Raw genomic sequence first — 12,297 nt, 5'->3', positions numbered from 1 at the left:
CCCTGTTACACATGGCGGTTAAAGCCGCCGGAAACGTCCAGCGCCGCGCCGGTGGTAAAGGAAGCCAGCGGCGAAGCGAGGAACAGCAGCGCCTGCGCCGGTTCCTGCGGCTTGCCGAGGCGCTTCATCGGGATGCCGCGGCGTTCGGCGATCGCCGCCGTCCACTGCTCCCAGCTTTGATCTTTATCGCTGCGATCGTCGAAACGGCGGCGCCATTGGCCCGACTCCACCATCCCCAGCAAGATCGAGTTAACCCGAATGCCTTTGCCCACCAGCTCTTTCGACAGCGTCAACGTCATATTGAGCAGCGCGGCGCGCGCCGCCGAGGTGGCGATCATGTGTTCTTCCGGCTGCAGCGCCAGCAGCGAGTTCACGCAGGTGATAGACGCGATATCCGATCGTTCCAGCGCCGGTAAAAACGCCTGCACCGGGTTGATCACGCCGAACAGCTTCAGCTCTGCCTCATGCAGCCAGGCTTCGCGCGGCGTCTGGTCAAAGTGGGCGACGAAGCCCTGACCGGCGTTGTTGATCAGCAGATCCACGCCGCCGAAACGCGCCGTCACCTGAGCGGCGAACTGCGCCACCTGCTGCGCATCCAGCACGTCGCAGCGCAGCGCCAGGATCTCCGCCTGCGGGAAGTCCGCGCGCAGGCTGGCCTCCGCGCCGGCCAGTTTGTCCGGATCGCGGCCGCAGAACGCCACCTTCGCCCCTTCGGCCAGCAGCAGTTTCAGGGTTTCGAAACCGATGCCCGATGAGCCGCCGGTCACCACCGCCACCCGATCCTCAAGCTGAAAATTCATCGTTGGATTGCTCCCGTAAAATCCCGCAGATAGCGGTTGAAACACGCCGGCGCATCGAGATAGCTGGCGTGACCGGCGGCGGCAATCAGGCGCAGCGTCGCGTCTTGCTCACGCGCCAGCTCGGCCGCCTTCTCCGGCGGCGTAATGCGATCCTGTTCACCGCACCACACTTCCAGCGGGCCGCGATAGCGCGCCAGATAGCGGCCAATATCATCGTTGGCCAGCATCCAGGCGGCACTCAGAAAACCGTCGGGATCGAGCTGCTGCATGCCGTTACGCACCCAGGCGATATCCTGCGGATCCGCACCTTCGCGCAGCAAGGCCGCCGCCCGCTGCTCGCCGTAGCCCACCGGCCCCAGCGTCTCCATCATCTGTTGGCGCTGGCCGTACACCTGTCGGCGTTTTTCCTCCGGCGCCGCGGCATAGCCCTGCGCCGGATCCGCCAACACCAGCCCACATAGCCCGTCCGGATAGCCGGCGGCGTAGGCGCTGCCGATCAGCGCTCCCAGCGAATGGCCGACGATCAGCGGCTGCGCCAGCTGCAGTTCATCAATCAGCGCCGCCAACGCCGCCGCATAACCGGCGGCGTCAGCCTGCGGATCCGCCAACGGCAGGCTGCCGCCGTAGCCCGGCGCGTCCCACGCCAACAGACGATGGCCGTCCGTCAGGCCGCTGTCGTTAAACTGCTTGATCCACGAGGCGGATCCGGAACTGATGCCGTGCAGCAACACCACCGGCCGCCCCTGCCCGGCCTCGCGCCAGCTCAGGGTATACGCCCCGCAGCGCGCCCGTTGGCGTTGCGCCAAACCATTCATCAGTTACGCTTCACTTTAGACAGCGGGTGGTCCGCCGGATAAGTCGGGATCTCCGGCTTGGCGGTGCCCAGCATCACGCACATCAGCGCCTCTTCCTCGCCGTGATTGAACAGGCCGCGATACACGCCCGCCGGCACCGAGATCAAATCGCGCTCTTTCAGCCTGGTTTCGTAATACTCTTCGCCATCCTGGATCATCAGCGTGATGCTGCCTTTCAGCATGAAAAACACTTCTTCCACGTCGTCGTGCAGGTGCAACGGGCCCTCGCACTTCGACGGCAACACCATGGTGGAGAAGGTGAAATTGCCCGCCGGAATGGTGTTGGCGTCGCTGGCCACGCCGGTGGCGCCGGTGCCGATGTAGCGCATCTGCGCACGGCGGTATTTCGGGTCGAAATCGGCCTGGAATTTCAGCGCGTTCCAGTCGTATTTGCGGCCTTCGAAACGAGCGATGCGCGACTCCACCCAGTTTTCCATCGACAGATCCTGCGGCTTGACGCCGGCTTTGTTCTCAACCTGAGACATGTTGTCACTCCTCTGTTGAAATGATTGATTAATCAGTACTTTCTCAGCAACGGCAGCAGAATGAGGCAGCCGACGAACGCCATCACCACCAGGAACAGCAGGCCGTTATCCATATTGCCGGTGGCGGCGATCAACGCCCCCATCAGCACCGGCGCCAGCGCGCCGGCAAAATTGCCCAGTCCGTTGAAAATGCCACCGGCGGTGGCGCTGACCTTGCTGCTGGTCGCCTTCGCCAACAGCGCGAAAATATTCGGCGCGCCGGCGCCCCACATAAAGGTGCTGAAAGCCATGGCGGCGATCACGCTGTAAGTGCCCTGCAGGTGCAGCACCACCGCCAGGCCAAGGCCGGCGCCGCACAGCGACAGGAAGCAGGCCAGCGCGCGCCGATCCAGCTTGTCCGACAGCCAGGCGCCCAGCACTTCACCGAGCAGCATGGCGATGAACGGCAGCGAAGAGAGGTAACCGGCATGTTCCAGATGAATGCCTTTGCCCTTGATCAGATAGCTCGGCAACCAGCCGTTCATGCCCCACAGGTAGGTCAGGAAGGCGATATTGAACAGGCAAATCATCCAGAAATGCGGGCTGCGCAACAGCTCGCGGCGATGCTGTTGGCGTTCGGACACCGCCGGCTTGGCCGCCGCCGCCGGACGCGCGACGTTCAGGTGGCGCATGCCGAACAGCACCAGCAACATCACCGGCAGTGTCAGAAACGCCATAAAGAAGAAGGTGGCCTGCCAGTCGAAGGTATTGAGGATGTACAGGGTGACCGGGAAGCCGAGCGCGGCCCCGAGCGGCGTGCCGAGCAGCCACAGCATGGTGGCGCGCGCCTGCAGCTGCGGCGGGAAGGCCTGACGAATAATGGCGTAGGCCATCGGCAGCAGCGGCCCTTCGGCGATGCCGAGCAGAATGCGCAGCGTCATCATGGCGTGATAGGAGCGCACCAGCCCCATCAACACCATCAGCACGCCCCACACCACCATCATGCCAATCAATACTTTGACCGGATTAAGCCGATCGCCGATGCCGCTGAGCAGCATCGAGGAGATGCCGTAGGAGAACAGAAACGCGCTCATCAGCAACCCCAGCCGCGCCGGGTCAAAACCGATGCCCAGCGCCTGCTGAAACTCGGCGTCGGAAAACAGCGCCGCGATGCTGATTTTGTCGAAAAACGCCAGCAGCACGCAGGCGAACAGCGCGATCGGTACCGACCAGCGCACCCGCTGCTGCGGATTTTCGGCAACGGTTTCCCCCGCCCGTCCAGCGCGGGCGTCAATGTCTTGCGTAGTCATAAAACGCTCCCGAGGTTCGGGCGTTATTTCAACGCCATCAAAGAAAACTCCGCATCCGCCAGCTGCTGCGGATCCAGCACCCGGCCGCTCGCCAGCCAACGCTTGCCGAGTTTGATGGTGCGCGCGTCGTTGAACGCCACCATCTGCACCAGTTGCCGATCGGCGTTCAGCGTGAAGAACACCTGCGACTGCGGCGTGCGGCGCACCACATGGTGCACGCCGCCGCTCGGCACGCCGAGGATCTGGATATTGACGTCGTATTGATCCGACCAAAGCCAGGCCACGTCGTCATACGGAGCGGCGAAGGCGTCGAGCATTGCGCAGGCGGTGCTGATGGCCTGATTTTGCGCGTAGGCCCAGGACTGCAGGCACAGGCCGAGCGTCGGGTGGCGCGCCACATCGCCGGCGGCGAAGATCGCCGGATGGCTGGTGCGCCCCTGGCCGTCGACCACGATGCCGGACTCGATAGCCAGCCCGGCGCTGCGCGCCAGTTCGAGATTCAGCTCGACGCCGATCCCCACCACCACCAGATCGAAGGCCTGCGGATCGCTGACTTCGCTGCCGATCCAGGCGACGCCGTCGCGATCTTCCAGCGAGATCTCGCCGCAGCCGCACAACACCGTCACGCCCTGCCGGCGATGCAGTTCGAGCAACGCCTGTGAGACATCGGCGCCGACGCTGCGCATGCACAGCGCAGGCTGGCGCTCAAACACCGTCACCTCGACGCCGAGACGGCGCGCAGAAGCGGCGATCTCCAGCCCGATCCAACCGCCGCCGACGATCGCCAGGCGACGGCAACTCTGCAGGCCCTGCCGCAACCGGGCCGCATCATCCCAGGAACGCAGCGTCATCACGCGCGGGTGCTGCGCCCAGGCGGCGCCCGGCAAACGCGGCCGCCCGCCGGTGGCGATCAGCAATTGCTCGAACTGCAGCCGTTGCCCGTCGCTGAGCGTGACGATTTGCTGTTCGGCATCGATAGACTCGGCGCGCAGCGGGCGACGCCAGTCGATGTTCAGCTCCGCCACCGCCTGTTCGCTGAACAGCCGACTGAGGGGAGCCACGGTATCCAGCAGCGCCGCTTTCGACAGCGGCGGCCGCTCGTAAAAATCGTAGGGTTCGTCGCTTATCACCGTCAGCCGGCCGCTGTATCCCCGGTCACGCAGCGTCTTGGCCGCCCAACCGCCGGCCTGGCCGCCGCCGACGATGACAATACCCGCCTGTTCCGGCCGGTTCATAACGCCTCCGCCTTTTTATGCTGGCGGCGAGTATCGTGATCGATGCCGCCTTCTACCGCCCATTCGGTGAAGGAGACCAGCGAATGTTCCAGCTCGCGCGGCTGCCAGTTTTCCGTCAGATAATCGTCGTTGGTGTAGTACTCGAACGCGCCGCCGGTCGGGCTGTTGACGTACCAGAAATACGCCGAGGAAATCGGGTGGCGGCCAGGGCCGATGAAGGTGCTCCACTGCTCTTTGTTCATGGCGATGCCGCCGCCGATCACTTCATGGATATCGCGCACGGTGAACGCCACATGGTTCAGGCCGCGTGGGCGGTTAGGCAGCTTCAGCAGGAACAGATTATGGTGGCCGCCGCGCGCCTGGGTGCGCAGGAAGACGGCGCGATCGATATAGCGATCGGAAACCTGGAAATCCAACAGCTCGCGGTAGAAACGCTCGGTCGCCGCCAGATCGTCAACGAAGAACACCACGTGGCCGATATTGATCGGCTGCGCCTGCGAGTAGACCGGGCTGGGTTGATCGATGCGGCGCACGTCGCCCCATTGGTTGATCGGCGTGACCGGCACTTCGACCGCCTGCTGGCGGCTGACGACGAAGCGCAGCGTCATGCCGTTGGGATCGCGGCATTCCAGCTCTTCCCCCACCTGACGAAAGCCGGGCATCAACGCCAAACGCGGCTGCAGACGCGCCAGATCCGCGGGCGATGCCACGCCCCAGGTCATGCGGCGCAGGGTGGAACCGCCTTCAAACGCCGCAGGCAGCGCCGCGCTTTGCAACGGGTGCAGAACGACCCGCGCCCCGCTCAGGGTAGTGAATTCGCGCTGCGGTTCGCCCCAATGTTGCGTGGCGGGCTGCAGGCCAAAGTCATGCATGAATTTTTCGCAGGTTGGCAGATCTTCGACGCCAAACTCCAGTTTTTCGATTCCGATTACGCTCATTGCTCAGCCTCACGTTCTCGCTGTATACGGTTTTCAGGCATGACTGAACCCCGGCCCCTGTTTGCTGTGGGCCTTATCCCTGCCTGAGTGAAAGAGTCGGTCCTGTCGGTTAGCCGACGTTGGCCTGCGGCGGCGCGCCGAGGAAGCCGGAAATTTTCTCCGCCGCATCGCGCACTTCCATGCGCAGCCGCTCGCGATCCGCTTTCGGGATCTCATCGGACGGCACCATGATGCTGACCACCGCCTCGACCCGCTGCTCACGGTTGAAGATCGGGTAGACGATCGAGGAGATGCCGTGGCGGAAGAATGATTCGCCGATCACATAGCCGCGCGCCTTGTCTTGCTGCACCATCTGCCACAGCGTTTCGCGATCCGCCGGGGTGCCCGGCGCGTTGCCCGGCAGCTGCTCGTCCGGATAGAGTTGTTCGAACTCGCTGCGGGTGGCGCTGGTCAACAACATGCGGCCGAGCGAGGTTTGGTGCACCGGCAAACGGGTGCCGACGCTGACCTGATTGATCTGAGAACCGGCGGCGCTGACGCGGGCGATATAGATCACGTCGCGCCCGTCGCGGATCGCCAGATGGCTGCTGCACTGGCTGCGATCGCGCAGCTGTTCGATCACCGGCTGGCCGGCCTGCGCGACGTCCAGCGACGCGATGTATTCGAAGCCGAGACGCAGCACCTTGATGCCCAGCGCGAAGGTATTGGTGCGCGGATTGCGCTCCAGAAAGCCCAGGTGCTCGAGCGTCTGCACCACGCGGTAGGCGGTGGCCTTCGGCATATCAACCAGGCGATGCAACTCGGCAAAGGTCATTTCCTTATGCTGCTCGCCAAACGCCAGCAGCAACTGCAATCCGCGATCCAGTCCCGGGATCAGATACTTACATGCTTGCTCGTCCGCCATCTCTCGCTCCTGCGCTGTGCGCCTGCCCTGCGGGCCGTCAGTTGAATACGAAGCCGCCGTTGACCGGCAGCAGTTGGCCGGTGACGAAATCCGCCAACGGCGACAGCAGATAAAGCACCGTGCCGTTCACATCGTCCGGATGCTGCGCCCCGGCCAGCGCGCGCCCCTGCTCATACAGCTGATGGCGCTCGGCGGGCACATACTCGGTGGCTTCCACCCGCGTCAGGCCCGGCGCAATAGCGTTGACGCAGATGCCCTGCGGGCCCAGCTCGCGCGCCATCGATCTCGTCATCGCGATCACCGCGCCTTTGCTGGCGACATAGGCCATCAGGCGCGGCGCGCCCCACAGCGCGGTGTCCGACGCCACGTTGACGATCTTGGCGTGCGGGTTGCGCGCCAGCAGCGGCACTGCCGCCTGGCTCACCAACCAGGTACCGCGCACGTTGACCTGCATTACCCGATCCCACAGATCGATGTCGTATTCCATCATGGTTTTACCGCCGACGCCGGTCGCCAGCGCCGCGTTGTTCACCAGCCCGTCGATCCCGCCGCCTGTGGCGATCTTCTCGAACGCCGAACGGATCGAATCCGGTGAGGCCAGATCGATGATTTGCGTTTCTACCTGAGCGCCCTGCTCGCGCAGCGCGGCGCCGCTCGCCGCCAGCTCATCCGCCAAAATGTCGCACATCACCACCTGCGCGCCGGCAGCGGCAATGGCGGCGGCGAAGCTGTAGCCCAGACCGCGCGCCGCGCCGGTGACCACGATGCGCTTGCCGTTCAGCAGGCCGTTCACTGCGCCGCCTCCCGCTCGCGCAGCGTCGCCAGCTGTTTCTGCGCCTCTTTCTGCATCAGGCGGCGCAGGCGCGACAGACCGACGTCGTGCTGGTACAGGTATTCGCGGCGACGGGCGTTAGGCGCCATGTTTTCAAGCACGATGCGATCCTGCTCGAGGACGTCCCAATGCAATGATTCCAGGCGATTGCGATACATGAAGCGCCACATGTCGCGCTGCCAGTCTTGGACCTTACGGATGCGCCAGAAGAATACCCGGCAGTGATCCTTGTCTTCCGGCACCACCATACCGATGATCCAGAAGTGGCCGCCCGGCCCGAAACGTTTCTTGTACGGGATCGACAGACGCATCCAATACGCGCCGCTGTTGCCGAACTCCACCCAGTCGAAGTTGACGCCGATCTGGCCGTTTTTCTTGAAGATAAACCCGCTGTCGGTCGGCTCCAGCCCCATGTCCGCCTTGCGATCCCCTTCCGCCATCGAGTGCGAGGAAGAGTGCAGGTAGGTGCCGTGCATCGGATCCATCACGTTTTCCAGGGCGTATTGGTAGTTGCAGTTCCAGCTGGCGGTACACAAGAAGTGGCTGTACGACGCTTCGTCCGCCAGCTCTTGCGGGAAAGTCAGCTCCGCCGGCGCTTCATCCGCCGTCACGCCAAAATAGAGGAACACCGCGCCGTAGGCTTCTTTGGCCGGGTAAGCGCGCAGGCATTTTTGCCCCACCAGCGGGCAGCGATCCACCGCCGGCACGTCTTTCACCGTCCCGTCGCCGCCGACTTCCACCCCGTGATACCAGCAGGCGATGCGATCGCCGAGGTTCCACCCCATGGAAAGCCGCGCGCCGCGGTGCGGGCAGCGATCTTCCAACGCGTGGATCTGGCCTTCACCGTCGCGCCACACCACGATTTGTTGCTCAAGGCGGGTGATGCCGACCGGATTGTTGCCCACTTCCCAACTGGCCAGCACCGGATACCACATGCCGCGCAGCCCCTGGTCAAGATAGTCCTGCAAGCTCTGTTCGGAGGATGTTGTGTTTGCTGTCATTGTCTTCTCCCGGGTGTCGATCAGAAACCGTTAACGTGAAGGAATTCGCGGAACGTCGCTTCATTCCACGGCTGGCCGCTGCGATCGAACAGGCGGCGCTGATTCAACGCGCTGACGATCTGTTCCAGCTCTTCCGCGCCCTGATCGAAAATCGTTTCCAGCGCCGCCACCAGCGCGGTTTCGAAACCGTCCGGCACCCGGGCGCGGTTTTGCCACACAACGTTGCGGAACTGGCCCGGCTGATGGATTTGGCCGTTGCCGCCTTCGCGGGCCGGCGTCACCTGTTGGGTGTCCGGCAGCCAGGGATTGAAATCGGTGATGTGCTGCATGATTACTCCTCCGCGATAAAGGTGATCTGGATTTGGTTGTCGACCACCCGGGTGGGATAGGTTTGCAGATCGCGGCCGCCTGGCTCGCGCAGGCACTGGCCGGTGCGCACGTCAAACAGCGCTTCGTGCAGCGGGCACTCAACCTTGCCGTCGTCTACAAACCCCTGGCTGAGCAAGGCATAAGCATGCGGGCAGACGTCTTCCAGCGCGTAGTAGTTACCGTCGAGCAGGTACACCCCGATCTCTTTTCCTTCCACTTTGCCGGAGAAAGGAAAATCTTCTTTCACCTGAGACACTTCGCACACATTCTTCCAGCTCATTGCTTTTATCCTCTATCTGATTGTTTCATATATGAAACTCAGTTTCTTATTTAATACAGCCACTATAAGTCTGGCGAAACTTTCGTCAAGCTAGCGGAACGGCAAATGTTAATGAAAGGTTGTTTAAAAATGACAAATGCGGGAGGGATCACGAAATAATGCACCGATATGAAAAACCTATGTCAGTTGTGCGCTCTTCAGCTAATTTATGGCAAAAAATGCGTTGATCCTGCCGGCGCATTGCGCGTAAAAGAGTTCTCTCGCTGTCTTTTACACCCAATTTTATAACAATAAATTTACATAAATCGGCCTCATCCCCGCGTTTGCACGTAATGGCATCCGCAGGTGAGTTTACTGCTGCCTGAATTCGTCAACCGCTCGCACTGAGGAACGCGCCGTGCAACAACGTCAACGCTGGTTTGGGGTGATCGCCCTGCTGTTTCTGATCGTTATCGCCTATGCGGATCGGGTTAATATCGCCGTGATGTTGGTCAATCCCGACTTCCTGCAATACTTTCAACTCGGCGGTGACCGCGCCCATCAGGGCACGCTGATGACGGTGTTTTTACTCGGTTACGGCCTGTCCGCCATGTTGCTGACGCCGTTTCTGGAAACGCTGATGGGTTACCGCCGCGCGCTGACGCTGAGCGTCGTGCTGTGGGCGCTGCTCACCGCCGCGTCGCCGCTGGCGGGATCGCTGCTGTTGCTGTGCGCAGTGCGCGCGCTGCTTGGCGTCAGCGAAGGACCGCTGTTCTCGCTCAAGACCATGTACATCAGCGATCATTTCGCCGCCGACGAGCGCGGCAAACCCAACGCGGTCAGCGCGCTGGGCGTCTCGTTGGGGCTGGTGATCGGCTTTCCGCTGGTGAGTTTTCTGATGGCGCACTTCGGGTGGGCGATGTCGTTTCACCTGCTGGCGCTGCTCAACCTGCTGTTGGGCCTGGCGCTGGTGCGGCTGTTCGTTCATCCGCTCGCCTTACCCTCATCTTCACGCCCCGCCGATCCTCAGCCGGTGTTGAGCCGCGTCTGGCATACCTTCGCGCTGGCCTGGCGCACGCCGATGCTCGGTTGGATCCTGCTGATCGAGATCGCCACGCTCAGCTATCTGTGGGGGTCCAGCGCCTGGTTGCCGGCCTACCTGACCGATGAAAAAGGATTCTCCATCAAGCAGATGGGATGGATGGCCGCACTGCCTTTCATCGTCAGCATCGCCTCAAAATACCTCGGCGGCGTGCTGCTCGATCGTACCCGCCCCTATCAGGCGCCGCTGATCTTCGTCTTTGGCGGCGCGGCGACCGCGCTGTGCATCTATGGCGTAATGAACAGCCATCAGCTTGGCTGGATCGCGTTCTTCCTGCTGGCGGCCAACGCCTGTTGGGGCGCGCAAGGCGCGGCGATCCCCACGCTGCTGCAGCATTATGCGCGGCCGGAGGCGGTCGGCAGCGCCTATGGGCTGATCAACGGCATCGGCAATCTGTTCTCGGCGTTCGTGCCGATGGCGATGGGCATGGTGATGGCCAGCCAGGGCAAGGTATCCTCGGGCTTTGCGGTACTGATCGCCTCGCAGCTGCTGACGCTGCTGGCGGGCGGCGCACTGTTTGGCCGCATGTTGCTGGCGCGCCAGGTGAAGCGGGCATAGCCTGTTCCCGCACCGTTGCGGCAGAGAAAGCCAATGGCCTTGAGAGGGTGCTCATGGATCTGGACGCCAACAACCAGCAGACGGGGGACATCCCCCGTCGCCGGGTTGCCTTACCGTTCGGATTCGTAAGCCAAAATGGCCGCAACCTCCGTAGTGCCCGATCGGATCCGCAGCTCGCACAGCGTGCTACGGGTTATCCATGCCAGTGATATTACCGTGGCACAAATAACCACCAGTTTTAACAGGCTCCGTTTGTTCGGCATCATGCCTTCTTCTCCTTGCCTCGCGGCGGGTAAGAGGCTAACTTAACGTTGCTGGCGTTAGAGTAGGCCTCGGGTTGATGAATATCGACTCGGGGCTTTTCTCTTTGTACCTTTCACGCAGGCTCCAGATACAAAGATCCAGAGCACCCGCCCGCAGTATATTCATCCTCTCCATTGTCCCGGTTCCTTTTCTCCGACTCAGTTTCATTTCTGCGCAAAATTGCGCAAAGGCGTTGCAACAGACTGAAAATCGCCGCACGGATGGCGACAAATGAAATAAAAAAAGCGGCCCCCATACGATGGGAGCCGCTTTTTCAGCGAGGCGTGGCCTGGCGTCAGGCGTGTTTCTTGGCCGCCTGCAGGTACAGCATCTCCAGACCCAACGTCGCCGCGGCCAGCGCGGTGATCTCGGACTGGTCATAGGCCGGCGCCACTTCCACTACGTCCATGCCGACGATGTTCAGCGACTGCATGCCGCGCACCAGTTTCAGCGCGCGATCGGAAGTCAGGCCGCCGATCACCGGCGTGCCGGTGCCCGGTGCGAACGCCGGATCCAGGCAGTCGATGTCGAAGGTCAGGTACACCGGCATATCGCCGACGATGCCTTTGATCTGGGTCAGCAGGTCGTCCACGCTGCGATCGTTCACCTGCGCGGCGTCCAGTACGGTAAAGCCATTGTCGTGATCGAACTCGGTGCGAATGCCGATCTGCACCGAGTGATGCGGGTCGATCAGGCCTTCGTTCGGCGCATGATAGAACATGGTGCCGTGGTCGAACTTGCTGCCGTTGGCATAGGTATCGGTATGGGCGTCAAAGTGCACCAGCGCCAGCTTGCCGAAATGCTTGGCGTGCGCACGCAGCAGCGGCAGGGTGACGAAGTGGTCGCCACCGAACGAGAGCATGCGCTTACCGGCCTTCAGCAGTTTCTCCGCGTGCGCCTGCAGCTTGTCGCTCATGTCCTGCGCATCGCCGAAGTTGAACACGATGTCGCCGCAGTCAACCACGTTCAGGCGATCGCGCAGATCGAAGCTCCACGGCCAACGGTTGCCTTCCCAGGCCAGGTTGGTGGACACCTGGCGGATGGCCGCCGGGCCATGACGGCCGCCGGCGCGACCGGAGGTCGCCATGTCAAACGGAATGCCGGTGATGACCCACTCTGCATCGCTGTCGTAAGGCATGAAGTTCAGCGGAAAGCGCAGGAAACCAAAGGCGTTGGACACTAATGAATTATCGGACTGATGGCCTAAGGTGCTCATAGTAAACCCTCGTAGTTCAACAAGTTGCCGGGCGCAGACGCCGGGCCGTGACAAAAAAAAATCCCTCCCGCGTCGTTAGCCCGACGAGAAAGGGATTTATTCGATGTGTGTTTCGGTGCTACCGATACGGCAGATTATGGCCGCATTTTGTT

General features: G+C 62.2%; 14 protein-coding genes. 1 reads left to right on the top strand and 13 read right to left on the bottom strand.

Features of this window, described 5'->3' with window-relative positions:
• Window positions 1–5: 5 nt before the first annotated feature.
• The 11 genes from J0X03_RS03565 to J0X03_RS03515 form a co-directional block, all read right to left on the bottom strand.
• The gene (locus J0X03_RS03565) at window positions 6–800 is read right to left on the bottom strand and encodes an SDR family oxidoreductase (RefSeq protein ID WP_033644722.1); all 795 of its coding nucleotides are present in this window, start codon (window positions 798–800) and stop codon (window positions 6–8) included.
• Window positions 797–1,615, bottom strand: a complete 819-nt coding sequence (locus tag J0X03_RS03560; RefSeq protein ID WP_046687779.1) for an alpha/beta fold hydrolase — start codon at window positions 1,613–1,615, stop codon at window positions 797–799. The genes J0X03_RS03565 and J0X03_RS03560 overlap by 4 nt, the downstream gene beginning before the upstream one ends.
• Entirely contained in the window at window positions 1,615–2,139 is a 525-nt protein-coding gene (locus J0X03_RS03555) for a cupin domain-containing protein (protein ID WP_004937634.1), read from the bottom strand. Before J0X03_RS03555 ends, J0X03_RS03560 begins: the two co-directional genes overlap by 1 nt.
• 32 nt (window positions 2,140–2,171) lie before the next feature.
• The gene (locus J0X03_RS03550; RefSeq protein ID WP_129993404.1) at window positions 2,172–3,428 is read right to left on the bottom strand and encodes an MFS transporter; all 1,257 of its coding nucleotides are present in this window, start codon (window positions 3,426–3,428) and stop codon (window positions 2,172–2,174) included.
• A 23-nt stretch (window positions 3,429–3,451) separates the two neighbouring features.
• Complete coding sequence (locus J0X03_RS03545; RefSeq protein WP_160204558.1) at window positions 3,452–4,663, bottom strand: NAD(P)/FAD-dependent oxidoreductase; 1,212 nt, start codon at window positions 4,661–4,663, stop codon at window positions 3,452–3,454.
• Window positions 4,660–5,601: a VOC family protein gene (locus tag J0X03_RS03540; RefSeq protein WP_033644717.1), complete on the bottom strand. Its 942-nt coding sequence runs from the start codon at window positions 5,599–5,601 to the stop codon at window positions 4,660–4,662. The genes J0X03_RS03545 and J0X03_RS03540 overlap by 4 nt, the downstream gene beginning before the upstream one ends.
• Window positions 5,602–5,710: 109 nt before the next feature.
• The gene (locus tag J0X03_RS03535) at window positions 5,711–6,505 is read right to left on the bottom strand and encodes an IclR family transcriptional regulator (RefSeq protein WP_033639418.1); all 795 of its coding nucleotides are present in this window, start codon (window positions 6,503–6,505) and stop codon (window positions 5,711–5,713) included.
• A gap of 37 nt (window positions 6,506–6,542) precedes the next feature.
• Entirely contained in the window at window positions 6,543–7,298 is a 756-nt protein-coding gene (locus tag J0X03_RS03530) for an SDR family oxidoreductase (protein ID WP_033644716.1), read from the bottom strand.
• Window positions 7,295–8,338: an aromatic ring-hydroxylating oxygenase subunit alpha gene (locus tag J0X03_RS03525; protein ID WP_160204559.1), complete on the bottom strand. Its 1,044-nt coding sequence runs from the start codon at window positions 8,336–8,338 to the stop codon at window positions 7,295–7,297. Before J0X03_RS03525 ends, J0X03_RS03530 begins: the two co-directional genes overlap by 4 nt.
• 20 nt (window positions 8,339–8,358) lie before the next feature.
• Window positions 8,359–8,667 carry a recombinase-like helix-turn-helix domain-containing protein gene (locus tag J0X03_RS03520; protein ID WP_019456046.1) on the bottom strand — a complete coding sequence of 103 codons (309 nt, stop codon included), beginning with the start codon at window positions 8,665–8,667 and terminating at the stop codon, window positions 8,359–8,361.
• 2 nt (window positions 8,668–8,669) lie between these two features.
• Window positions 8,670–8,987, bottom strand: a complete 318-nt coding sequence (locus tag J0X03_RS03515) for a non-heme iron oxygenase ferredoxin subunit (protein WP_004937614.1) — start codon at window positions 8,985–8,987, stop codon at window positions 8,670–8,672.
• Window positions 8,988–9,384: 397 nt separating this feature from the next.
• On the opposite strand from J0X03_RS03515, the gene J0X03_RS03510 reads away from it, so the two are divergent.
• The gene (locus J0X03_RS03510) at window positions 9,385–10,626 is read left to right on the top strand and encodes an MFS transporter (RefSeq protein ID WP_160204560.1); all 1,242 of its coding nucleotides are present in this window, start codon (window positions 9,385–9,387) and stop codon (window positions 10,624–10,626) included.
• 110 nt (window positions 10,627–10,736) lie between these two features.
• Here J0X03_RS03510 and J0X03_RS03505 read toward each other — a convergent pair whose 3' ends face one another.
• Entirely contained in the window at window positions 10,737–10,889 is a 153-nt protein-coding gene (locus tag J0X03_RS03505) for a Hok/Gef family protein (RefSeq protein WP_004937610.1), read from the bottom strand.
• A 335-nt stretch (window positions 10,890–11,224) separates the two neighbouring features.
• On the bottom strand, window positions 11,225–12,145 hold the full coding sequence (speB, locus tag J0X03_RS03500; RefSeq protein ID WP_004937606.1) for an agmatinase: 921 nt from the start codon (window positions 12,143–12,145) through the stop codon (window positions 11,225–11,227).
• Window positions 12,146–12,297: the final 152 nt, after the last annotated feature.

Source organism: Serratia ureilytica, from assembly GCF_017309605.1.
In the GTDB taxonomy this organism is placed as follows: Bacteria; Pseudomonadota; Gammaproteobacteria; order Enterobacterales; family Enterobacteriaceae; genus Serratia; species Serratia ureilytica.
Note: the sequence above shows the minus strand (reverse complement) of the source record. Positions and strands in the feature narration are given on the sequence as shown.

Bases quoted from the DNA above. Each gene is read 5' to 3' on its own strand.
- J0X03_RS03520 (WP_019456046.1), bottom strand. From the start codon at position 8,667: ATGCAGCACATCACCGATTTCAATCCCTGGCTGCCGGACACCCAACAG.
- J0X03_RS03560 (WP_046687779.1), bottom strand. From the start codon at position 1,615: ATGAATGGTTTGGCGCAACGCCAACGGGCGCGCTGCGGGGCGTATACC.
- J0X03_RS03525 (WP_160204559.1), bottom strand. From the start codon at position 8,338: ATGACAGCAAACACAACATCCTCCGAACAGAGCTTGCAGGACTATCTT.
- J0X03_RS03505 (WP_004937610.1), bottom strand. From the start codon at position 10,889: ATGCCGAACAAACGGAGCCTGTTAAAACTGGTGGTTATTTGTGCCACG.
- J0X03_RS03545 (WP_160204558.1), bottom strand. From the start codon at position 4,663: ATGAACCGGCCGGAACAGGCGGGTATTGTCATCGTCGGCGGCGGCCAG.
- J0X03_RS03540 (WP_033644717.1), bottom strand. From the start codon at position 5,601: ATGAGCGTAATCGGAATCGAAAAACTGGAGTTTGGCGTCGAAGATCTG.
- J0X03_RS03515 (WP_004937614.1), bottom strand. From the start codon at position 8,987: ATGAGCTGGAAGAATGTGTGCGAAGTGTCTCAGGTGAAAGAAGATTTT.
- J0X03_RS03535 (WP_033639418.1), bottom strand. From the start codon at position 6,505: ATGGCGGACGAGCAAGCATGTAAGTATCTGATCCCGGGACTGGATCGC.
- J0X03_RS03565 (WP_033644722.1), bottom strand. From the start codon at position 800: ATGAATTTTCAGCTTGAGGATCGGGTGGCGGTGGTGACCGGCGGCTCA.
- J0X03_RS03550 (WP_129993404.1), bottom strand. From the start codon at position 3,428: ATGACTACGCAAGACATTGACGCCCGCGCTGGACGGGCGGGGGAAACC.
- J0X03_RS03555 (WP_004937634.1), bottom strand. From the start codon at position 2,139: ATGTCTCAGGTTGAGAACAAAGCCGGCGTCAAGCCGCAGGATCTGTCG.
- speB (WP_004937606.1), bottom strand. From the start codon at position 12,145: ATGAGCACCTTAGGCCATCAGTCCGATAATTCATTAGTGTCCAACGCC.